Genomic DNA, 22,220 nt, shown 5'->3' on the forward strand with positions numbered 1-22,220 from the left:
GCGGAATCGCACCAAGTCGATGACAGAGTCGGCGTTCCTTGTCATCGGCCGGACCGCCGCGCCGGTTTCGGGGGAATCGGGCCCGGCGCGGCTTTACGCCCGGAGGCTGATCATTCTGCCGACTGGGTAAGGTCAACGGTCCCGCCGTCGGCCTCGTAGTCCTCGGTCGGCTCGTTGGTGAGGAGGTTGCCGGACATGTCCAGGTAGATCTTGTCCTGCATGATCTCCTGGATCACCATCGAGATCTTGTCCAGGCCTCGCCCGTCGATCAGCGGTCGCGCGCCCTGATTCAGGGCGATCATCCGCTTCTGGATCAGGGTCGAGAGCTTGAACCGGCCGCCCACCTTGTTGACGATCTCTTCTTCCTTCAGCTCTTCAATCATGGTCGATCCCGTCTCCACAAGGGTCAGGCGCGAGCGTCGCGGCGAGTGCGTCGACGCACGATTCGAGGTCGTCGTTCACGAGTTGGACGTCGTAGCCCCGGGCGGCTTCGATCTCATAGCGGGCGTTCGTCAGCCGCCGGGCGATGGTCGCGTCGTCGTCGGCCCCGCGCGCCCGAAGCCGTTGCTCCAGGACTTCCAGCGAGGGGGCCTGCACGAAGACGAGGAGGGCGTTGGGGACCTTGGACCGCACCTGGAAGCCCCCCTGGACGTCGATGACCAGGACGACGCAGGCCCCTTCGGCCAGGGCCTTGCGGACCGGCTCGGCCGGGGTGCCGTAGGTGGCGCCGTGGACCTCGGCCGATTCCAGGAGGTCGTCGCGGAGGGCTTCGAATTCCTGGGGGGAGACGAAGAAGTAGTCCCGGCCCGGCACTTCCCCCTCGCGAGGGGCGCGGGTGGTCGCGGAGATCGAACGGCGGACCTTCGGCCCCACGCGTTCGATGACGCGGTCGATGAGCGTGCTCTTGCCGGCTCCCGACGCCCCCGACAGGACGACCAGGCGCCCGGGGAGCGAGTTCCAGTCCAGCTTGCCCGCCTTCTCGGAGTTCACGGCCGCCTCCTCGATGGTCATTCGACGTTCTGCACCAGTTCCCGGATCCGTTCGAGGCTCGCCTTGATCTCGACGACGAGCCGGCTGATCTCGACGTCGTTGGACTTCGAGCCCACGGTGTTGACCTCGCGGCCCATCTCCTGAACGACGAATTCGAGCTTCCGGCCGCCGCTCTCGGGGGCGTCCACGATCTCCTCGTACTGGTCCAGGTGGGCGCGCATCCGGACCAGTTCCTCGGAGACGTCGCTGCGGTCGGCCAGGATGGCGATCTCGCGGATCAGGTCCTTGGCCTCGACGGCGACGCCGTGCTCCTGGACGAGGGCCTGCACCCGCTCGGTCAGCCGCTTCTGGTAGGCCTGGACTAGCAGCGGGGCGCGATCGCCGACCTGGGCCAGGGCCTCGCGGATCGCGCGGGACTGGGCGAGCAGCTCGGCGGCCATCGCCGCCCCCTCGCGGGCCCTCGCGGCCTCGAAGTTCGCCAGGGCCTCGGCGGCGACGCGGGCGATCACGGGCCAGTCGGCGGCGACGTCGGGGGCGGCCGGCTTCAGCTCCTCGATGATCCCCGGCAGGCCCAGCAGGGAGACCAGCGCGACCGGGGCCCCGTCCAGGCTCTGGAGCTGGTCGCGGTAGCCGGTGAGGGCCGTGGCGTTCAGTTGATAGTCGCCGGTCTTGCGGGGCCGGTCGATGCGGATCGAAACCTGGACCGCGCCGCGGCGGACGCGCTCGCGGACGAGCTGTTCAAGCTCGGGCTCCAGGGAGCCGTAGGGGTCGGTGACCTTGGCGGTGATCTTGAGGTGGCGGTTGTTCACCGCGCGGACCTCCGCGGCGACCGACAGGGTCGCGTCCTGGGCCCGGGCTTCCCCGAATCCGGTCATGCTGAGCAGCAAGGTCGGCCTCGTCGATCGATGTCGGAGAACGGTCGGAGCGAGGCGGAGTTCATCCGCCTCGCTCCCGGTTTGGAATCGGCAGGGGGTCGCGGCCTCGCGACCGCCGAAGGCTGGAGCCCGGGCTTGCGCGTGGGGTGCCCGGCTCGCTTACTTGGGGGTCGGCGGCGGCTCGTTGCCGGGGGTGAGCGGGAAGTTGCTGGTCGGCGGGATCGCCGGGACGTTCTCGGCGGGGGCGGTCGGCGCGGCGGCCTCGGCGGATGCGGGGGAGGCCGCGGCGGCGGCCCCGTCGACCGGGGACGGGACGGGAGGGACGTCGGTCTTGGGGGTCAGGTCGCGAGTGAGCGACGTCGGCGCGTCGTCGAAGATGGAGGAGCCCTGCTGGTTGCTGGTGAGGATCACCAGCAGCATCGTCATGAGGATCCAGATCGAGGCCGTGACGATGGTGATGCGGGTGAAGGTGTCGCCGGCCTTGGTGCCGAAGGCGCTGGAGCCCCCCGCGCCGCCGAAGGCGCCGGCCAGGCCGCCCCCCTTGCCGCGCTGGATCAGGACCAGGCAGATCAGGAACAGCGAGAGGAGGACCAGGAGCGTGTTGAAGATGGAGGTCAGTACACCCACGTAAGGAATCCTTTGCGCTCGGGCGGGGGCGGTGGCGGGGGTGAGTTAAGGCGTCGGGATCCGATCACGACTTACTTGCCGCGCGCCATGACGTCCTGGCCCGCCTTGATGATGCCGAGGAAGTCGCCGGCCTTGAGGGCGGCGCCGCCGACCAGGGCGCCGTCGATGTCCGGCTGGCCCAGCAGCTCGGCGGCGTTGTCGGGCTTGACGCTCCCCCCATACTGGACGACGACCCGGCCGGCCGTCGCCGCGCCGAAGGTCTGCGTCAGCCAGTTGCGGATGAAGGCGTGGACCGCCTGGGCCTGCTCGGGCGAGGCGGTCAGGCCGGTGCCGATCGCCCAGACCGGCTCGTAGGCCAGGACGACGCCGGCCATCTCTTCCGGCGAGAGCCCGGCGAGCGAGCCGACGAGCTGCTCCAGCAGGACCTCCTCGGTCTTCTCGGCGAGCCGTTCGTCCTTGGTCTCGCCGATGCAGACGATGGGGATCAGCTTGGCGGCCAGGGCCGCCTTGAGCTTGGCGTTGACCTGGCCGCTGGTCTCGCCCTGGCCGTGCCGCCGCTCGGAGTGGCCGATGATGACGTGGGTGCAGCCGACGTCGACGAGCATCGGGCCCGACACCTCGCCGGTGAACGCGCCGTTGTTCTCCCAGTACAGGTCCTGGGCGGCCAGCCCGATCGGCGAGCCTTCCAGCACCTGGTCGACCTTGGTCAGGAAGACGAAGGGAGGGGCGAGCGCCACGTGGACGTCGGTCGCCGAGCCGAGGCCCTGCTTGACCCCGTCGGCGAGCAAGGCGGCGGCCTCGGCCGTGGTGGGGTTGAGCTTCCAGTTGCCGGCGATCAGCAGCGTGCGCATCAGACCGTCACTCCTTCGCAGACGTCGATCGACTTGCCCAGCACCCCGGCGAGCTGACGCAGCTCGTCCATGAGGCGGGCGTATTGTTCGGGGAGGAGCGCCTGGGGCCCGTCGGAGAGCGCCTTCTCGGGGCAGGTGTGCACCTCGACGTGGACGCCGTCGCAGCCGGCCGCCACCGACGCCCGGGCCATGGCCGGGATCAGCTCCGGCCTCCCGGTCGCGTGGCTGGGGTCGACGATGATCGGCAGGTGGCTCAGGCACTTGGCGTTGGGGACCATCGACAGGTCGAGCGTGTTCCGCGTCGAGTCCTCGAAGGTGCGGATGCCGCGCTCGCAGAGGATGACCTCGCGGTTCCCCTGGGCCAGGATGTACTCGGCCGACATCAGGAGGTCCTTGACCGTCGCGCTCATCCCGCGCTTGATCAGGACCGGCAGCTTGACCTTGCCGACTTCCTTCAGCAGGTCGAAATTCTGCATGTTCCGCGCGCCGATCTGGAACATGTCGGTGTACTTCGCCACCAGTTCCACCTGGCGCGGGTCCATGACCTCGGTCACGACCGGCATGTTGAGCGAGTCGCCGACCCGGCGGAGGATCCGCAGGCCTTCCTCGCCCAGCCCCTGGAAGCTGTAGGGGCTGGTCCGGGGCTTGAAGGCCCCGCCCCGGAGGATGTTGGCGCCCGCCTCGCGGACCTTCACGGCGGTCTCGTAGAGCAGGTCCTCGCCCTCGATCGCGCACGGCCCGGCGATCATCGCCAGGTGCCCGCCGCCGATCTTGACCCCCTTCACGTCGAAAACCGAGTCGTCCTGGTGGAATTCCCGGCTGGCCAACTTGAACGGCTTGAGGATCGGCACCACCTGCTCGACCCCGGGGATCGCCTGCAACGGCTCGACCTGCAGCTTCTCCTCGTCGCCGATGACTCCGATCACGGTACGCGAGACGCCCTGGCTGAGATGCGGCGTGAGTCCGAGCGCTTCGATCCGCTCCAGGACGTGAGCCATCACCTCGGGCGAGGCGTGGGGCTTCAGGACGATGATCATGGGACGCGGGTCTCGATCGAGTTCGGTTCTATCCGGGGATCTTCGGCCTGGCGCAAGGCGTGCAACACGCGCGCAGACGAGCATCGACCCTCAGCGTGTGTGGAAAGTCCCATCCTAACTCATCCCGCCCCCCGCGCGAAGCGGGCGCGAAGGAAAATCCCGCGCCTTCCTCCTTCCTTTCGTCCGGCTTCAGCCGTCGAAATCATCCGTCGGCGCCTTGTCCACCCGGCGCACGGCCTGGACGACCGCCCAGGCGAGGACGGCCGTCATGAGGATCAGGGCGAGGGTCAGCCAGGTCGCGCCGTCGCCCCAGGGTCGGGACGAGGGGCGGTGGTCGGCGTTGGGGATCGGCGGGCCGAGGGCGACGGTTTCGCGGGGGTGGCGGGGGCCGAGGGCGGCGAGGACGGCGGCGGCGTCGTATCGGGGGGGGTCGAGGGCGTCGGAGCCGTAGGCCAGGCGATAGGTCCGGCCCTCCTCGCCGATGAAGGCCAGGCGGAGGTCGGCGCGGTCGCCGTCGACGCCCAGCACGTCGAGCGGCGGGTTGTCGCCGTCGTCGATGATGATCCGCAGGCGGTCGGCCCGGCTCTCGACGACGTCCAGGGCCAGGTGCTCGCGGCGGAACCCCTCGATTTGATAGAGGTAGAGCGTCCCCCGGCCGATCTCGGCCCAGCGCTCGATCGCGCCCCCCGGGGCCGGGGCCAGGACCCGCGCCGGGCGGTTGAAGTTCCGGCTCGACGTGCGGAGGGCCAGGCGGAGCAGCGGCAACCGCCCTCCCGCCACGTCGATCCGCGTCACCCGCTCGCGGCGGTCGGTCTCCACCTTGAGGACGTCGAGCTGGTCCCGGATCATCGCCGGCTCCTCCTCGGTCGTCCGCTCGACGGTCCGAAAGAGGTCGATCCGATCGATGCGGAAGGGGCGCCGGAGGATTCTCTCGACCTCCGTTCGGCGCTCGCGCTCGCCTTCGATGCGGCTCCGGCTCAATTCGTAATAGGGGGATCGCGACTCGTCGGCCTCGCGCTCGACGATCAGCTTGAACCAGCGGAAGCCTCGGGGGGGGAACGGGACGTCGACGTCGCGGACGTCCATGAAGCGGGAGTAGTCGAAGATGCGGGCGTCGTCGACCAGTGGCGTCCACGTTCGGCCGTCGGCCGAGCCGAGGACGCGCACCCGGCGTTCGAAGTCGTTCAGGGGAGTCCGCACGGTCGCGCCGTCGGGCTCGGGGGCGTCGTCGTCGAGCTTCACGACGATCTCGATCGCCTCGCCCTCGACGACCTCCAGCGAGACGACGCGGGAGGCGGCCGGCTCGTGCGCGGAGACGGTCCGGCGCCAGACGGCGCGTTCCAGGTCGTAGGGGACCTCTCCCCCTCGGTCGTCGTACACGCGGAGATCGGGGAAGCCGTCGCGGGCCTCGGCGAAGACGGGGGCGTCGAGCGGGGCGACCAGGACGGCGTCGCCGCGCCCCTCTCGCGCCAGGTCTCGGGTGAAACGCAGCCGGGAGTCGGCCGCCGCCCCGGTCGCGGCGAGGGCCAGGACGACGAGGAGCCCGGGGCGGATTCGCGCGGCGAGGGTCGCGGTCATGATCGGGCTCCGTCGTCCGGCGATTCGATCGTCCGGGCGAACACCGCCTCGGATCGGAGATACACGAACGCGCCGAAGAGGGTGAGGACGCCGAGCAGCAGGAACGCCACGATGCGGTAGAACGGGTCGAGGGCCGCCAGGTCGACCAGGAAGACCTTGAAGCCCACGATCGTGAACAGGCCCAGGCCGACGTGCCGCAGCACCCCGACCCGATGCCGCAGACCCGCCGCGATCAGGCCGAGCGCGAACAGGGTCCAGAGGATCGAGATCCCGCCCGAGCGGAGGTTCGGGACGAATCGGGCGAGGAACGTGTTCGTCTCCAGGGTCAGGAAGACGAACGCCAGCCCGATCGCCGCGCCGGCCGCCGCGACGGCCGCTTCCCGCCCCTTCGCGACGCCCCGCAGCCGCAGCGACGCGAACGCCAGGAAGGCCGCGATCGCGCCGAACTCGATCGCCCGCATCAGGCCGTCGAGCGGCGAGTAGGGTCCGCCGTAGGTCAGCGTCGGGTCGATCCGCCAGGCGGGAAGGTCGAAAACGACGAGCTTCAGGAGGACCCCCGCGACCGCGCACGCCAGGGCGATGGTGGCCGCGCCGACGGTCCCGGCCCCGGCGCCGGCCCGGATCAGCAGGGCCGCGCAGGCCGCCAGCCAGAGGAACGTCAGGATCGTCGGCCTCGCGGCCGGGAAGAGGTCGCCCACCGTCCGTGCGAGTTCCAGGTGCAGGAACAGGAAGGCCGTCGCCGCCGCCGCGACCGCCAGCCACCGGGCCGGCGAAGCCCCGCGCGGGACCACGGCCAGCTCGTCGTCGAGGGTCGACTCCCAGGATTGTCCCGGACGCGTCAGCAGGTAGGCCGCCCCCGCCATCGAGGCGATCGGCGCGCCGAAGGTGATGAGCCGCTGGATCATGAGGCCGAAATACGCGGCGTCCGCGACTCCGACCGGCCCGCCCCCGCCGTACGATCGCGGCAGGTCGATCGCGCCGAACCGCAGCAGGACGAGGCCGTAGAGCAGGAACGCGGCCCCGCGCAGGAAGCCGCTGCGCAGCTTGCCGGCGAGCCAGAGCGTCGTCAGCGCCTGGACGGCCCAGCAGACGGTGATCCAGTCTCGCGAGAACGCCAGGGGGATCGTCACGGCCAGGAAGAAGCTCGCCAGGCCGAGCGAGCCGTACAGGAGCCCCCGATCCCGGATCCCGCGCGACGACAGCAGGCCGACCTGGCCCAGATGGAAGACCGCCAGCCCCAGCGAAACCGCCGCCACGCCCCGCGTGCCGTAGGACGCTTCGACCAGGTGATAGCTCATCCCGAAGAAGAAGGCGGCGTTGGCCGTCGTCCCGAGCCATTCGAGGAGAGTCGACGCCTCCCGCCTCGCCGCGCTGAAGACGATCAGCGACGCCGCGTAGAGCACGAAGACGGCCGCGAGGAACGGGAAGGTCATCGCGAACCGCCCCGGTTCGTAGCGGACCAGGGTCGCCAGGAACAGGCTGTAGGTCGCCACCAGGCCCAGGTAGTTCAGCAGCCGCCAGTTCCGCCTCACGCTCACCGCCAGCACGCCGCCGCCCAGCAGCAACAGGTAGACGTAAAGGCCCCGGTAGTCGTCGCTGGCGCTGGAGAGGATCAACGGCGTCCCGTAACCGCCGCAGATCCCCAGCACGGCGACCAGCAGCGAGTTGAACCGAACCGCCGTCACGCAGGCCGTCGCGGTGATCAGGGCCATGAGCAGGAAGGCCGGCGCCGGGCCGATCAGGTGGTGGAATTCCGACGCCGCGAAGATGCTGAAGTAGAACGCGGCGATCCCCGCCCCGAGCAGCGCGTGGCCGAGCGCCCGATAGCGGCCCGCCAGCAACGCGATCCCTCCCGCGACAAGCCCCGCGCCGGCGAGGATCGTCATCGCCACCCGAGCGGCCGGCGGGAGCCAGCCGTGGTCGATCGAATATTTCAGGAAGAATCCCAGCCCGGTCACCAGGATCACGACCCCCAGCCTCAGCAGCCAGGTGCTCGCGACCGCGAACTCCACGGAGGCTCCCGGCCGGCGATGCTCCTCCCCCACCACGATCCAGTTGCCGATCCTCGCAAGCGCCTCCCACGCCGCGACTTCGAACCGGCTCCGTTCGCGAACGGGCGGCGGGACCGGCGTCGGCCGATAGGGCGGGACCGGCGTCGGGCGCGGGGGCGGGGCGGCGGGGCGGATCGGCTCTACCAGCGACGAGGCGTCCAGGCGGATCGGTTCGACGGCCGGCTGCTCAGGAACGTGGGCGACTTCCGGCCCCTCGTCGCGACGACGGCCGTCCAGGATGATCCGTCGGAGCCCGTCGAACCGCGCGCCCAGCGCCTGAATCTCGGCCGTCTGCCGGCGCGTCTGCGCGACCTGCCAGACGATCAATCCGATCAGGCCGAGGAGGAGGAGGAAGCTGTCGGGAATCATGTCGTCGCTCTCGGTGGACTTCGAAGCCTCTGCCTGAGTCATACCCGTGACGAACGATCCGGTGCCAATTTTCCGCCTAAATCCCGATCGGCAGCCCACGGGAATCTCGCCGCCGGGGCCGTCCGTCGGGTCCGGGGCGCAGCGAATCGCCCTCGCCGGGGTCGGCGAGGGCGATTGAGAACGAGCGGATGGGGCTTCGCGAAGCGTCCTTACAGCGAGTCCGAGCTGATGATCTCGCCGCCGGCCTTGCTGCTCAGGGCGCGCCAGGTCGGGATGGCGATCGAGTCCTTGACGAACCGCACGGAGCCGTCGCCCAGCAGGACGTTCACGCCGCCGGGGTGCTTGCTCCGCGACGCGATGTAGTGGGTCGCCGCCTGGCCCACCTTGCGGGTGCAGGGGGCGTTGAGGGGGTCGGTCTGCCCGCCGCAGACGCCGAGGTCCGGGTCCTGGCTGTTGGGCCCGTTTCGGGTCGAGAGGTGGTACGAGGTCGACAGGTCGGTCCAGATGCGGCCGCGACGGTCGACGTAGTCCTGCGGCTGCCCCGGCGGGTGCGGCAGCTGGAGCACCTCGGCCATCAGGTAGGTGTTGCTCGTGCCGTCGATCAGCTCGGCCAGCGAGGCCCCGTAATTGATGCTGAACGGCCCGGGGAGGACCTGATCGCCGAACGTGTTCTGCCCCCAGTTGATCCCGTAGCTCCCCTTCACGTCGGAATTGCCGCCGTTGTCGCTGGTGAACAGGACCTGTTGGTCCGAAGGGCAATCGAACACGCTCACGCGGGTGAGCCGGGTGGTGTCGTTGTGCGGGTTCTGGAACGACCGGTCGTAATTGAAGCTGTTGGCCAGCGTCCCCTGCTCCAGGTAGGGGAGCAGCGACGTGATGAACGGCTGGCGATAGTCCCTGGTCGGCGTCGCCGTCACCGTGATCGAGCCCGGCGCGAACCGCCCGTGGACGTCGTGGTAGTTGTGCAACGCCAGCCCGAGTTGCTTGATGTTGTTGGTGCACTGGATCCGCCGCGCGGCCTCCCGCGCCGCCTGCACGGCGGGCAGCAGCAGGGCGATCAGGACCGCGATGATCGCGATCACCACCAGCAGCTCGATCAGCGTGAACCCGCGACGCCCGTCCGCGGCCTTGACGGCCGCCTCGGCTCGACTCGCCTTCCCCATCCGAAAATCTCCTTCGTCTCGTTCGCGACCAGTTTTTCAGCGACGGTGGGCAATCCTGGTATTTCCTATCGGATTTGTCAAGATACTAACTTCATATTGTTGACCGGATTTATAGGAATCCGTATAGTGGGCCGCTTCGCTGGGTTTCCGAACGAGGATCGAAGGAGGGTCGGGTACGCGATGAAGCTCATGACGCGATCGAAGGGGATGGGATCTCGGCTCGCCGCCGCGGCGCTGGGGATGGCGGTCGTCGCGACCTCGGCGGGGGTGGCGCGGGCGACGGAAGTGAGGAGGCCGAACATCGTCGTCCTGATCACGGACGACATGGGGTACGCCGACCTCGGCTTTCATGGCAATCGGGACTTTCCGACGCCCCGGATCGACGCCCTGGCGGCCGGCGGGGTGCGGTGCACCGACGGCTACGTCTCGGGGTTGTATTGCAGCCCGACGCGGGCGGGGTTCTTGACCGGCCGGTACCAGCAGCGTTTCGGCCACGAGTGGAACCCGGGGGGCGGCGGGAAGGCCGGCCTGCCGACGACGGAGACGACGATCGCCGACCGGCTCAAGGGGGTCGGGTACGCCACGGGGCTGGTCGGGAAGTGGCACCTGGGCGGGGCCCCGGAACTCCGCCCCCAGAGGCGCGGGTTCGACGAGTTCTTCGGCTTCCTCGGCGGCGCGCACACCTACTTCGCCGAGGCGACCGACAACATCTACCGGGGTACGGAGGTGGTCAAGGAGGAAGCGTACCTGACCGACGCCTTCGCCCGGGAAGCCGTGGCGTTCATCGACCGCCACAAGGAAGGCCCCGCGCCGTTCTTCCTGGAGGTGGCCTTCAACGCCGTCCACACGCCGATGGACGCGACCGACGAGCGGCTGGCGCGGTTCGCCTCGATCGAGGACCCGGTGAGGCGGAAGTACGCGGCCATGCTGACGGCGCTCGACGACGCCGTGGGCGCGATCGTGGACAAGCTCCAGGCGTCGGGGCTCGCCGAGGACACTTTGATCGTCTACTTCAACGACAACGGCGGCCCGACGATGACGGGTACGACGCAGAACGGGTCCAGCAACGCCCCATTCCGCGGGTCGAAGCGGACGTCGCTCGAAGGGGGCGTCCGGGTGCCGTTCGTCCTGAGCTGGCCGGGGAAGCTCCCCGCGAACGCCGTCTACCGCAAGCCGGTCGTCCAGCTCGACCTGCTGCCGACCGCGCTGGCGGCGGCCGGTGCCGAGGTGAAGCCGGAGTGGAAGCTGGACGGCGTGGACCTCTTTCCCTTCCTCTCCGGCGTCGACTCCGGCTCGCCGCACGACGCCCTCTTCTGGCGGATGGGCGAGCAGGCGGCCGTGCGCCGGGGCGACTGGAAGCTCGTCCGCTATGACAGCACGGTCGACAGCCCCGGCGCACGCTCGAACGCCGCCCGGGTCGTCGTCACCCCCTTCCGGCTCTACAACCTGGCCGAAGACCCGGGCGAGAGCCGCGACCTGGCCGCCGAGGAGCCCGAGAAGGTCAAGGAGCTGCTCGCCGCCTGGCAAGTCTGGGACGCCCAGCTCGTCGACCCGCTCTGGGGCCCCGCCCGCTCGACGCGGGACTGACCGCGCGACGCGAAGGGTCGCGCCCTCGACGTTCGGCCTCCCGAACCGCTACGCCGACGGGAGCGAGGAGCTGGCGACCGGCGCGGGGGTCCCTCTCTCCGGGGGATGCGGCCGGTCGCACCGGACGCCTCCCGACCTCCGCAATTCCAGATTCCAGCCCCTGCCGCCCCGGATCTCGGCCTCAGCGCGACGCCGAGGCCGGGGCCGCGATCTTCGATTTGACCTCGAACTCGGTCCCCTTCAGGGCCTCGACGGCCTTGTGGGCGGTCTCCTGGAGGAACCTCGCGTATTCGGCGTTGATGCCGTTGGGGCGGAATCGGCAACCCACGGCGGACCTGCCGTAGAGCGATTCGTAGAACACCAGCGCGCCGAGGTACTGGCCGGCGACGTTGGCGTGGTGGCCGTCCATGACCATCCGGTAGGTCCCGTCTTCGTCCTTCGACCACTTGCGGCCCACGTGCAGCGAGTGCTTCTGGTTCGGGAGGACGGGGTAAGCCGCCCCGGCCAGGTCGAACGCCGGGTCGGGCTTATAGCCCCAGGCGGGGTCGGCGTCGGCGAGGTGGAAGGCGTCGCCGACGGGGATCAACGGGGCCTCCAGCTCGCGGGCGATCGTTCGGTACGCCCCCGCCAGGCCGCCGTACATCGCTTCCTGGTCGGTCGGCTGGCCGGGGGCGGACTGGACCGCAGGGTCGAATCGGGGGTCGTCGATCCGGTAGGCCCAGGTCTCGTGGACGACGACTCGCGCGCCCGGCGCCCCCCGCCTGAGGATCCCGACCAGGCGCTCGGCGAAGGGGCGGTAGGTGGAGACGTCGTGGCTGCGGATGCTGGCCTGCTGGACGGTGATGAAGTCCCAGGGCCCGTCCCGAAGCTCCTGGGCCAGGCTTCGCCCGGTCCGGTCGTAGAGTCCGCGAGGGTCCTCGGGATTTTCGGCGTGGATCGCCTGCTTCTCGCAATGCTGCGCGAGCGTCCCGCCCGGGATCGCGGCGGAGTGGTGGACGAGCGCATCCCCCTGCGCGGCGACGACGTCCCCCAGGAATCGCGTGGCGTCCCTGGAGAAGCTGTTGCCCACGGTGAGCAGCCGCACGGTCGCGGCCTCGCGATCGGGGACGGCCTGACCCCATGCCGGTGGGGCCGTCGCGGCGGCCGACGCGATCCAGACGCCCAGCATGAGCGCGACGGCCGAACGCCCCCGCCAGGAAGGTCCGGGACCGCGTACGCCGGCTTCGACTCGATGGTTCATAAACATCCAACCTCGACCAAAAGTCCCTGGCCGTGCCCTTGCGCGGCCGACGATCGAGCTTAACGACGTGGGGGACGGGCGTAAACCGGCGGGAAGAAACGGCGGAATCGGGGGGAAATCCGGACCTTCCCGCTTGCAATACCGCAGATTCGTTCTAGTAGAATAGTGACCGTTCAAATCCCGGCCGCTTTGGAGAACGGCCCCCGCCGTCATCGCGGGGCTCACGGGCGTCCCGCCTTTGTTTCGCCGCATTCCAAACTTTAATAGCACAACGCCACGCATTCACGTGACGGCCCGCCGGCGCGGCGCCCTTGCGCGCGCCGCCGAGCCCCCTTGATCCATTCATCCGATCAGGACGTTCACCCATGAAAACCCGCACGATGAACCTGCGTCGCCGCGGCGAGCCCCGGATCGGCCGCACTCGGCCGATGCTCTTCGAACGCCTGGAGACTCGGACGGTCCTGAGCGGGACGTCGGCCGCCCTGCTCGTGCAGCTGAAGGACGCCTCGTTCGCCGAGGTGTCCGCGGCGGCGGGGCGCGTCGGCGCGACGCTGATGCCGACGTTGGAGCCGGGGGTGATGCAGGCGATCGGGTCGACGAAGGCGCTCGATCGGCTGGCGGGCCGGCTGTCGACCACGCCGGGGCTCGGCTACGTCGAGCCTCTCCGCACCTTCACCGTCGACGCGACCCAGCCGGACGACCCCTCGTACGCCAACGGCAGCCTCTGGGGGCTGAACGGGGCCAAGGGGATCGACGCGCCGACGGCCTGGGACGCCGGCCAGGGCTCCTCCAAGGTCGTGGTCGGGGTCGTCGACACCGGGATCGACTACGACCACCCCGACCTCTACATGAACGTCTGGATCAACCAGGCGGAGATCCCGGCCTCGCGACGGGCCAACCTGACCGACGTCGACGGCGACGGCCTCATCACCTTCTACGACCTGAACTACAAGGCCCCCAACGGGTCCAAGCCGAACCAGGGGCCCGGCAAGATCGCCGACTCGAACGGCGACGGCCGGATCAGCGGGTCCGACCTGCTGGTCTCCATGTATCTGACCTCCGGGGGGGCGGACAGCGGCCAGGGGGGCTGGTCCAACGGCGTCTCGGACGACCGCGACGGCTATGTCGACGACATCATCGGCTGGAACTTCGTCGACAACACCAACAAGCCCTACGACGACCACGGCCACGGCACGCACGTCTCGGGGATCATCGGCGCGACCGGCGACAACGCGGTCGGCGTGGCGGGCGTGAACTGGACCGTCCAGATCATGGCCCTGAAGTTCCTCAACTCCTCGGGCAGCGGCTACGACTCCTCGGCGGCGGCGGCCGTCCGCTACGCCGCCGACCACGGCGCCCGCCTCACCAACAACAGCTACGGCGGCGTCGGCGAGGTGAGCTCCATCCTGGCCTCGGCCATCAGCTCGGCCGCCTCGGCGCAGTCGGTCTTCGTGGCGGCCGCGGGCAACAGCGGCCTGAACATCGACGTCACCGCGTACTCGCCGTCCTCCTCCGCCAGCCCCAACGTCGTCTCGGTGGCGGCGATCGACTCGAACGGGTCGTTGGCCGGCTTCTCGAACTTCGGATCGAAGAACGTCGACCTCGCGGCGCCCGGCGTCAACATCCTCAGCACGCTCCCCGGCAACCGCTATGGCTACATGAGCGGGACCTCGATGGCCGCCCCGTTCGTCAGCGGATCGGCCGCGCTGCTGCTGGCGGCCCATCCCACCTGGGGATATTCCCAGGTCGTCGGCCAGCTCCTGAGCAAGGTCAAGGTCCTGTCCGGCCTCCAGGGCAAGGTGGCCACCGGCGGCACGCTGAACGTCGGTGCCGCGATCGGGCCGACCACCCCGACCACGCTCCCCGCCGCAGCCTCGTTCAAGGGGACGGACGCGACGACCCGAGGGACGTGGCAGGGGACCTACGGAGCCGCCGGGGCCGCCCTCGCCGCCGTCGGCTCCCCCACCGCCCCCGGCTTCGCCCTCAAGAGCGGCCAGACCACCATCTGGAACAGCGCCACGACCGACGTCCGCGGGCTCCAGCGCCCCGGCGCCTCCACCCGCATCGCCGCCACCTGGGTCGGCTCCTCGCCGATCGTCGTCGACCTCGACCTCTCCGCCGGACCCCGCGCGGTCAGCCTCTATTTCGTCGACTGGTACTCCAACTCCCGCTCCCAGAAGGTCGAGGTCCTCGACGCCGTCACCGGCGCGGTGCTCGACTCCCGGTCGATCGCCTCGTTCCACGGCGGCGTCTACCTCACCTGGAACCTCCAGGGCCGCGTCAGCTTCCGGGTCACCCGCCTCGGCGCCGACAACGCCGTCCTCAGCGGCCTCTTCGTCGACGCGTCCCAGGGGACGACCCAGCAGCCGATCACGACCCCCGCCGATGGGTCGTTCAAGGGGACGGACGCGACGACCCGGGGGACGTGGCAGGGGACCTACGGCGCCGCCGGGGCCGCCCTCGCCGCCGTCGCCTCCCCCACCGCCCCCGGCTTCGCCCTCAAGAGCGGCCAGACCACCATCTGGAACAGCGCCACGACCGACGTCCGCGGGCTCCAGCGCCCCGGCGCCTCCACCCGCATCGCCGCCACCTGGGTCGGCTCCTCGCCGATCGTCGTCGACCTCGACCTCTCCGCCGGCCCCCGCGACGTCAGCCTCTACTTCGTCGACTGGTACTCCAGCAACCGCTCCCAGCAGGTCGACCTCCTCGACGCCGACACCGGCGCGGTGCTCGACTCCCGGCCGATCGCCTCGTTCCAGAACGGGGTCTATCTGACCTGGACCGTCCAGGGCCGCGTCAGCTTCCGGGTCACCCGCCTGGGATCCAGCAACGCCATCCTCAGCGGACTCTTCGTCGACTGACCGACGGAGGTCCGCAGCGGCACGATGATTGCCTGTGGTACTCGGCGTCGCCCCCTCCCGCGTCGGGGGGAGGGGGTGCCCTCGATCGACGACGAAGGGTCTCCGCGGGCAGCCCCCCGACCGGCCGCCGCGAAACGGTGGAGGACGTATCATGACCGCCGATCTCCTTGGTCGTTTGAATCAGGCCTTCGACGCCCACGCCGTCCAGAAACTGAGCGTCGCGCTCGACGAGCAGCCCGACCGCGTGAAGCAGGCGATCGCGCTGGGCGGGCCGGCGATCCTCGCGGGGCTGCTCCACTCCGCCACCGGCTCGCGAGACGCCGCCCACCTGATGGATGAACTCAAAAACGCTCCCGAGCGGACGGCGGGGCTCGGGGACGCGGCGATCGGCGTTTCGGCGGAAGACCTCGCCCGAGGCGGGGCGTCGTTCCTCCACGCGATCTTCGGCGATCGACTGGGCCGCGTGGTGGACCTGATCGCCGACGACAGCGGCGCCCGATCGACCTCGGCCGCCGCCATCCTGGGGACGCTCGCCCCGGCGGCCGCGGGCGTGATTCGCGACGCCCTCGGCGCGGGGGGGGGCCTCAACCTCGACGGCTTCCGTCGTCTTATGCGCGTAGAGGCGGACGCGATCACCCACGCGATCCCCGGGGGACTCGCCGAGGCGATCGGGTTGAAGAGTCTCGCCCATCCGACGCAACCCGAATCGGCCGTGCACGGCACCACGGCCGGGCGGATCGCCTCCCGCGCCCCCCAGCCTCACCACCACGACGACGAGCACGAGCACGGATCGCTGCTCTCCCGCTGGGGGATCCCGGTGGCCCTGGGCGTGCTCGTACTCCTCGCCGCGTACTCGCTGCTCCCCCCGAACTTCGAGCGGAACGTCCCCGCCGACCGCGCGAAGGCCCCGGAAGGGAACCGGCCCGCGACCGACCTGGCCCGGGGCGAACCCGAGGAGTCGATCCCCACGCCCGCCGTCACCAACGAGGGTCGTCCTGTCGTCGCGACCGCCGCCCGGGGGGTCTCGCTCGCCCTGCCGGGAGACGTCACGATCGAAGTCCCTCCCGGTTCGTACCTTGAGGCGATGGTCAAGGTGCTCCGCGACGGGAAGTCGACGACCTCCCAGACCTTCGTCGCCGGCGAGTTGGCTTTCGACGGCGAGGGCCGTCTCACGTCCGAGGCCGACGACGCCATCGAGCGGCTCGCGAAGGTCGCCCTGGCCTACCCGAACGCGAAGCTCACGATCAACGGACGGGAAACCCTGGAAGGGGACGTCGACAACGCCCGAAAGGTCGCCGCCAGCCGCGCCGAGGCCGTCCGCGAGGCCCTCGTGAAGGCCGGCGTCCCGGCCGATCGGCTGACCGCCGGTACCGTCGCCGCCAACCTCCCCGCCGAACATCCGGCGGCCGTGGCCGAGGCCGACGTGCCGATCAGCATCTCGATCGAGGTCGAGTGACCACGCGGCCGTCATGACGCCGACGCCCCCTCGGCTCCGCGCGCGGATTTCCCGCCTCCCCTCACCGAAAACGGCCGTTGCCGGTATCCTTATCATCATCATCGAGGTGAGACGGGTTCGGGGCGGCGGAGGATTGGCGTTCGCGACGCGGAGCGATGGAGCTTTGATGTTCGGCGGGATTCGATACGAGCAGGCGGTCTACGGCAGCTTTCCATTCTGGTCGCGCGGCTACGCGATACTCGCGGCCTCGGGGGGCTGCCTGCCGTCGTGGCGGGACGCGATGAAACGGGCGTGCGGGCGTTTCGGCGAGCCGCCCGCGGGGGTCGACCGCTTCCGGAGCGTGTTCGCCCTGCCGGCGGACCGATCGACCTGGATGGTGGTCCAGGTGGACTCGCTGGGATGCGACGACCAGGGGCGACCGGGGGCCCTGGCGTTCCACGCGCTCTTCGTCTCCTCCTGGTCCTACCGCCTCGCGGGGGCCTCCCCCCTGGCCTTCCGGCCGGCCTTCCGCAACGACTGGACCGCCGACGATCAGGACGCTTCCTTGCCGAAGGGCCGATTCAGGCCTAAATCGGGCGGGCGTGAGGAAGCCGCGATCGACCCGCGAGTCGGGCCTATCGTGGCGGCGCTGTCACGGAATCGTCGCGTCGTCGTTCAGACCAGGGAGCCCGCCGATGAGTTGTTGGGCTCGATCTGGCGACGACTGCCGGGACGCACGCGGCGTGGGGCGAGTGTGGCGTCGTGGGCCTTCGGCAACGCCAACGGTTTCGACTTCGTCGCCCTGCCCCGCCTGGGAAGCCTCACGCTCGACGGCACCGAGCTGGTCCTGGCGTCCGAACCGTCGGCCGGCGCTTGACGGCCGCCGAGAGCGGACGACGTCGAAAGCACGCAGCGATGGTCTCCCGATTTTCAGAGGATGGTTTCGATCGTGTCCAAATTCAACGGGAAGACGCCCGATCAACAACGATCGTGGAGCCGCGCCGCGGCGCGTTACGACGAGGTCTTCCTCGACCCTTACGGCCCGGCCGTGCGCAACCCGCTTTGGGCGGCCCTCGACGCGGTCGAGGACGCGGGCTCCAAGACGGTCGCCGACCTGGGGTGCGGCACCGGCCCGCTGATCAACCCGCTGCTGGAACGGTTCGCCCGCGTGGTGGCTTTGGACTTCGCGCCCGGGATGCTGGCGAAGGCGAGGGATCGGGTGGCGCCGGAAGACCGGCCGAGAGTCACGTTCCTCGCCCGGTCGATGGAAGAGCTGGACGACCAGGCGGGCTCGATCGACGTGGCGATCGCGAACAACTCGCTGGTGATGCCCGACGTGCGGCGGATCCATCGCGTGCTCACGGCGATCCACGCCTCGCTGCGGCCCGGCGGCGTCTTCCTGGGGATCGCACCGTCGATGGACGCGATCCAGTACCACACGATGCTGCTCTACGAGCAGGCTCTCGACCGGGGACTCGACCCCGAAGAGGCCGAGCGATTCGCGGCGCTGCACGGCGAGCATCGCTATTACGACTTCGCCTTCGGCCGCTTCCGGTTCCAGGGCCTCCGCCAGAAATTCTGGCAGCCCTTCGAGTTCGAGCATCGCTTCAAGAAGGCGGGCTTCCGGTCGGTCGCCCTGGACCGGGTCCTCTACCCGTGGGACGAGAATTTCGCCGGTGCCGTCGAGCTGGCGGCCGAGCCGCCGAGCTGGGACTGGTTTTTCCGCGCCGAGGCGTGAGCCGATGGGACGGCCGCTCCCCTTGTGCGGGCGGCGCGGCGGCACTAGTCTGTTAGTGCGGCGGACCAGGATCGACGGAGGCTCCGGCCTCGTGCGGAGAACGGCGGCATGTCCGGCGAGCGACGGGACCATCCCGAGCAGGAAATCTCGATCAAGCGGCGCGGGAACGAGCTGTTCGTCCAGGATTCCGCCGCGTCCGGCGGCCCGGTCAAGCGGTTCTCCGAGTACCTTCGCGAGACCCCGGCGACGCCCCTCCCCGGATGGGTGAAGGCCGCACTTTGGGCCCTCGCCCTGGTGGCGGCGCTGCTGTTCGCCGCCGCGCTCTGGCGTCTGGTGAACCGGCCGACGCCCAGGCCGCCGGCCCGCAAGGCGCGGCCCAAGGCCTCGTCGCGCGTCGCGCCCCGCAAAACCGACTGGACGCTCCCCCCCGCGCCGATCGCCGCCGCACGCTTCACCCCACCGCCGAACCAGGAGATTCCACGATGAGCCGCCGCCCCTCGCCCGCCCCCGCCCGAGCCCTGGCCGCCCGCGCGGCGACGCTCGGCCTGCTCCTGTCCGCCGGCACGGCCTGGGGACAGCAGGTTCCCGCCACGGCCACGCCTGCGACGGCCCAGGGGGAGGACGCCAACCTCAGCCGGCCGGAGAAGGGGACGACCGACGCCCTGGTCGCGATCGACGCCGCCTACGCCGAGAAGCTCAAGGGGCTGGACGTCGAACACCTGGAACGACTCCGAACCCTGGCCGTCGGCCTGCCTCCCAGGGAATCCGCGGCCGTCTACGAGCAGCTTTTCCGGACGGCGATCGCCGCCGACATCTTCGCCGAGGCCGAACCCGCCGCCGACGCCGTGATCGGGGGGAACCTCCCCTCCCCCTCGTGCGTCGCGCTGGCCCACCTCGTGAAGCTCATCGCCGAATGCGATCGGGGCGATTTCGACCAGTCGCTCAAGGACCTCGCCGCGCTGATCGCGACGAAGGCCGACGCGAACGGGGACGCGGCCGACGTCCTGACCACGTCCGAGCTGATCGGCGTCGCCGACGCCTATTATCAGCGGCTGATCCACGCCGGCCGCTACGACGTCGCGACCCGCGCCTTCCAGCTCGTCCTGGGCAAGGCCGAGTCGCCCCAGGTGAAGGACTACCTCGCCTCGCGACTGGACCGGCTCAAGCTCGTCGGCCAGGCCGCACCCGCGATCCGGGGCGTGGACCTGGACGGTCGCCCCTTCGACCTGGCCGCCCACCGCGGCAAGGTGGTGTTGGTCGTCTTCTGGGCCACCTGGTGCCTCCCCAGCGCCGCCGAGACGGCCTGGCTCCAGGAGACCTACGCCGCCGCCCACGCCCACGGCTTCGAGATCGTCGGCGTCAACCTCGACCCCCTGCAAGACGAGCAGCCGAACGTCGCGGCCTACATCCCCGCCGTCCGTCGGTTCGCCCTCGACTACAACCTTCGCTGGCCGATCCTGATGAACGGCCCCGGCGACGCGGACATCGCCAGGGCCTACGGCGTGGCCGAGATCCCCGCCAGCGTCCTCATCGACGCCGAAGGCCGGGTCGTCGGCATGGACCTCGTCCGCAAGAACCTGGAGCCCACCGTCTCCAAGCTCCTCGGCCGCTGATCGCCGACTCACGGGCGACCGGATCGCGAATCCCGACGGCTTCCCGGCTCGTCCCCCCCTCAACTGACCCCTTCGGGGTCTGTCTTCCCCCGCGAGGGGGGAAGACCGCCGCGCGCGTCATGGCTCACGCCGGCCTGAGGATGCGACGGCGGTCGTCCCCTCGTCCGGCCTTCGGCCACTTTCTCCCACCCGGGGAGACAGGAGGATCGCGCGGCGTCAGCGTGCGACGGCCGGGGCCGGGGGGATCGTGGCGGCGCTGAGGGAGTCGTAGAGGCTCAGCAGGAATTCGTGGAACGCCTCGGCGATGCGGGGCGTGGAGTCCTCGCGAATCTCCTGGAGCGCGGGGCGGCCGTAGTCGAGGAGCTTCTGGCGAGCCTCGGCGGCCAGCGCGATCGGGGCCCAGCCCTGCGCGTCGACCTCGCGGCGGACGTTGACGACGGCCTGGTCGGAGACGTCCCGCTTGGCCTTCAGGTCGCCCTCGACCGGGGAGTCCGCGGGCCAGACGAGTTCGCCGGCGGCGTCGAAGAAGCTCGCCAGCGGCAGGGACCGCCGCGAGGGGCGGGCCTGGCGTCGGCGGGGCCGGGGCGGGTGCGGGTGCGGGCGTCGTGGGCGTCGCCTGGCCGAGCGAGGCCGGAGGCGATGCGGGGCGGCGTCGGCCGGGCGATCGTCCCCGCGCGTCGTACTGGGTGACGAAGCCGTTGTCGCGGATGCGGTTGACGTAGGAGTTGGGGTTGTTCGCGTAGACGTTGTTCGAAGGCGGCCGACGGCCGCCTCGGGCGGCGTTCTGCAACGCCCAGTCGTTGATGAAGTTCGTCGGCGACGGGACGTTGTTCCAGGGCATGAACCAGCCCATCCCCATGTCTTGCCCCCGCGCGGGCCGCGGCGACCAGGAGACAACGGCCAGGCAGAGCAAGAGGGCCGGCGCGACTTGACGCGTCTTCATGTTCGTCGGGCACCCGAATCGGGACGAGGGGGAACCCTTGAAGAGAAGGACGCACGGGGACCGGCCCGCGACGCGCCCGACGGATCGAGGGCGGATGGCTTCGCGGGATTCATTCTATGTCGATCGGGGAAGGATTTGAAGCGCCGGGCCGGGTCGTCGCGATCGGGATCCGGCGCGCGGGCCCGCCCCTCGGCCATCGGGTGGTCCCGAAAGCCGTGGGGCGGGCTCGTCGGATCGGATCGGTCGCGTGCGGCGGCGATCGAGGGCCCGACGCAGCCATGGTCGGGCCTCGCGAGCGTTCCGGCGCCGCATCCGGAGGGAGTCGGGACGGATCGCTGGCGGGTCAGGTCCCGAATTCGGGGCGGCGTAGGGAGAGCTGCGACTGGAGCCGCTGGATGATCGACGAGTGCATCTGCGAGACGCGGGATTCGCTCAGGTCGAGCGTCGCGCCGATCTCCTTCATCGTCAGTTCCTCATAATAGTAGAGGATGATGATGAGGCGTTCGTTGCGGTTGAGCCCCTTCGTCACCATGCGCATCAGGTCTTTGCGCTGGAGCCGACGGGTGGGGTCCTCCCCCTTCTTGTCCTCGAGGATGTCGATCTCGCGGACGTCCTTGTAGCTGTCGGTCTCGTACCACTTCTTGTTGAGGCTGATGAGGCCGACGGCGTTGGCGTCGGACGCCATCTTCTCGAACTCCTCCATCGGCAGGCCGAGTCGCTCGGCCAGCTCGGCGGGGGTGGGAGGTCGGCCGTGCCTGGCCTCCAGCTCCTTGCGAGCCTCTTCCATCTTGGTGGCCTTGGAGCGGACCAGCCTGGGCACCCAGTCCATGGTCCGCAGCTCGTCGAGCATGGCCCCCCGGATCCGCGGGACGCAGTAGGTCTCGAACTTGACGCCGCGCGTCAGGTCGAAGGCGTCGATCGCGTCCATCAGGCCGAAGACGCCCGCCGAGATCAAGTCGTCGAGGTCGACCCCCTCGGGGAGGCGCTGCCAGATGCGTTCCGCGTTGTACTTGACCAGGGCCAAGTAGCGCTCGACCAACTGGTTCCGCATCTCCGTGGTGGGCTGTTCCTTGAACTCCCGCCAGAGTTCCGTCACATCCACATCCACTTTGGTTGACATCCTGACCTCCGTGTCGGCTGCGCGAGGGGGCGCACATCCCTGTGCGGCCCCCGGCGACGGACGAGGAATCCGTCCCCGGTGATCGCGGGGCGTTTCGCCCGATCCACCGCGTCCCGCCCCGCCGGGGTCCCGGTCCGCGTCG

19 protein-coding genes are annotated in these 22,220 nt (G+C 70.2%); 8 read left to right on the forward strand and 11 right to left on the reverse strand.

Annotated features, from left to right (window positions below; translation table 11 throughout):
* Positions 1 to 110: 110 nt before the first annotated feature.
* The 9 genes from VT85_RS22630 to VT85_RS22670 form a co-directional block, all read right to left on the reverse strand.
* Positions 111 to 383 (reverse strand): DNA-directed RNA polymerase subunit omega, encoded by a 273-nt coding sequence (locus VT85_RS22630; RefSeq protein WP_068420257.1) that lies wholly within the window; start codon positions 381 to 383, stop codon positions 111 to 113.
* Positions 376 to 990, reverse strand: coding sequence for a guanylate kinase (gene gmk / locus VT85_RS22635; protein ID WP_197490941.1), 615 nt, complete (start codon positions 988 to 990; stop codon positions 376 to 378). The genes VT85_RS22630 and gmk overlap by 8 nt, the downstream gene beginning before the upstream one ends.
* Before the next feature lie 17 nt (positions 991 to 1,007).
* Positions 1,008 to 1,877, reverse strand: a complete 870-nt coding sequence (locus tag VT85_RS22640; protein ID WP_068420259.1) for a YicC/YloC family endoribonuclease — start codon at positions 1,875 to 1,877, stop codon at positions 1,008 to 1,010.
* Between the two features lie 147 nt (positions 1,878 to 2,024).
* Positions 2,025 to 2,492, reverse strand: coding sequence for a preprotein translocase subunit SecG (gene secG / locus VT85_RS28730; RefSeq protein WP_068420260.1), 468 nt, complete (start codon positions 2,490 to 2,492; stop codon positions 2,025 to 2,027).
* Between the two features lie 71 nt (positions 2,493 to 2,563).
* Complete coding sequence (tpiA, locus tag VT85_RS22650; RefSeq protein ID WP_068420262.1) at positions 2,564 to 3,343, reverse strand: triose-phosphate isomerase; 780 nt, start codon at positions 3,341 to 3,343, stop codon at positions 2,564 to 2,566.
* Positions 3,343 to 4,380 (reverse strand): 3-deoxy-7-phosphoheptulonate synthase, encoded by a 1,038-nt coding sequence (aroF, locus tag VT85_RS22655; RefSeq protein ID WP_068420264.1) that lies wholly within the window; start codon positions 4,378 to 4,380, stop codon positions 3,343 to 3,345. Before aroF ends, tpiA begins: the two co-directional genes overlap by 1 nt.
* Before the next feature lie 189 nt (positions 4,381 to 4,569).
* A complete protein-coding gene (locus VT85_RS22660; protein ID WP_068420266.1) occupies positions 4,570 to 5,958 on the reverse strand; it encodes a DUF3999 family protein in 1,389 nt (462 codons plus the stop codon).
* On the reverse strand, positions 5,955 to 8,378 hold the full coding sequence (locus VT85_RS22665) for a DUF2339 domain-containing protein (RefSeq protein ID WP_197490942.1): 2,424 nt from the start codon (positions 8,376 to 8,378) through the stop codon (positions 5,955 to 5,957). The genes VT85_RS22660 and VT85_RS22665 overlap by 4 nt, the downstream gene beginning before the upstream one ends.
* A 209-nt stretch (positions 8,379 to 8,587) precedes the next feature.
* Positions 8,588 to 9,541, reverse strand: coding sequence for a DUF1559 domain-containing protein (locus VT85_RS22670; RefSeq protein WP_068420269.1), 954 nt, complete (start codon positions 9,539 to 9,541; stop codon positions 8,588 to 8,590).
* A gap of 180 nt (positions 9,542 to 9,721) precedes the next feature.
* Between VT85_RS22670 and VT85_RS22675 the strand changes: the two genes are divergently transcribed.
* The gene (locus VT85_RS22675) at positions 9,722 to 11,128 is read left to right on the forward strand and encodes a sulfatase-like hydrolase/transferase (protein ID WP_231871429.1); all 1,407 of its coding nucleotides are present in this window, start codon (positions 9,722 to 9,724) and stop codon (positions 11,126 to 11,128) included.
* Between the two features lie 181 nt (positions 11,129 to 11,309).
* Here the strand turns inward: VT85_RS22675 and VT85_RS22680 are convergent, their stop codons facing one another.
* Positions 11,310 to 12,368: a DUF4886 domain-containing protein gene (locus VT85_RS22680; protein ID WP_197490943.1), complete on the reverse strand. Its 1,059-nt coding sequence runs from the start codon at positions 12,366 to 12,368 to the stop codon at positions 11,310 to 11,312.
* Between the two features lie 365 nt (positions 12,369 to 12,733).
* Between VT85_RS22680 and VT85_RS28735 the strand changes: the two genes are divergently transcribed.
* The 7 genes from VT85_RS28735 (at position 12,734) to VT85_RS22715 (ending at position 20,705) form a co-directional block, all read left to right on the forward strand.
* Positions 12,734 to 15,229, forward strand: a complete 2,496-nt coding sequence (locus VT85_RS28735) for a S8 family serine peptidase (protein ID WP_068420271.1) — start codon at positions 12,734 to 12,736, stop codon at positions 15,227 to 15,229.
* Positions 15,230 to 15,380: 151 nt separating this feature from the next.
* Positions 15,381 to 16,685, forward strand: coding sequence for a DUF937 domain-containing protein (locus VT85_RS22690; RefSeq protein WP_068420273.1), 1,305 nt, complete (start codon positions 15,381 to 15,383; stop codon positions 16,683 to 16,685).
* 166 nt (positions 16,686 to 16,851) lie between these two features.
* The gene (locus tag VT85_RS22695) at positions 16,852 to 17,541 is read left to right on the forward strand and encodes a hypothetical protein (protein WP_068420276.1); all 690 of its coding nucleotides are present in this window, start codon (positions 16,852 to 16,854) and stop codon (positions 17,539 to 17,541) included.
* Positions 17,542 to 17,613: 72 nt separating this feature from the next.
* Positions 17,614 to 18,402: a class I SAM-dependent methyltransferase gene (locus tag VT85_RS22700; RefSeq protein WP_197490944.1), complete on the forward strand. Its 789-nt coding sequence runs from the start codon at positions 17,614 to 17,616 to the stop codon at positions 18,400 to 18,402.
* 108 nt (positions 18,403 to 18,510) lie between these two features.
* Complete coding sequence (locus tag VT85_RS28740) at positions 18,511 to 18,888, forward strand: hypothetical protein (protein ID WP_068420278.1); 378 nt, start codon at positions 18,511 to 18,513, stop codon at positions 18,886 to 18,888.
* Complete coding sequence (locus tag VT85_RS22710; protein ID WP_068420279.1) at positions 18,885 to 20,015, forward strand: TlpA family protein disulfide reductase; 1,131 nt, start codon at positions 18,885 to 18,887, stop codon at positions 20,013 to 20,015. The genes VT85_RS28740 and VT85_RS22710 overlap by 4 nt, the downstream gene beginning before the upstream one ends.
* Before the next feature lie 288 nt (positions 20,016 to 20,303).
* Positions 20,304 to 20,705: a hypothetical protein gene (locus tag VT85_RS22715; RefSeq protein ID WP_068420280.1), complete on the forward strand. Its 402-nt coding sequence runs from the start codon at positions 20,304 to 20,306 to the stop codon at positions 20,703 to 20,705.
* A 596-nt stretch (positions 20,706 to 21,301) separates the two neighbouring features.
* On the opposite strand, the gene VT85_RS22725 is transcribed toward VT85_RS22715, so the two are convergent.
* A complete protein-coding gene (locus VT85_RS22725; protein WP_068420282.1) occupies positions 21,302 to 22,078 on the reverse strand; it encodes a FliA/WhiG family RNA polymerase sigma factor in 777 nt (258 codons plus the stop codon).
* Between the last annotated feature and the right edge of the window lie 142 nt (positions 22,079 to 22,220).

Origin of the sequence: Planctomyces sp. SH-PL62 (genome assembly GCF_001610895.1) — a bacterium.
In the GTDB taxonomy this organism is placed as follows: Bacteria; Planctomycetota; Planctomycetia; order Isosphaerales; family Isosphaeraceae; genus Paludisphaera.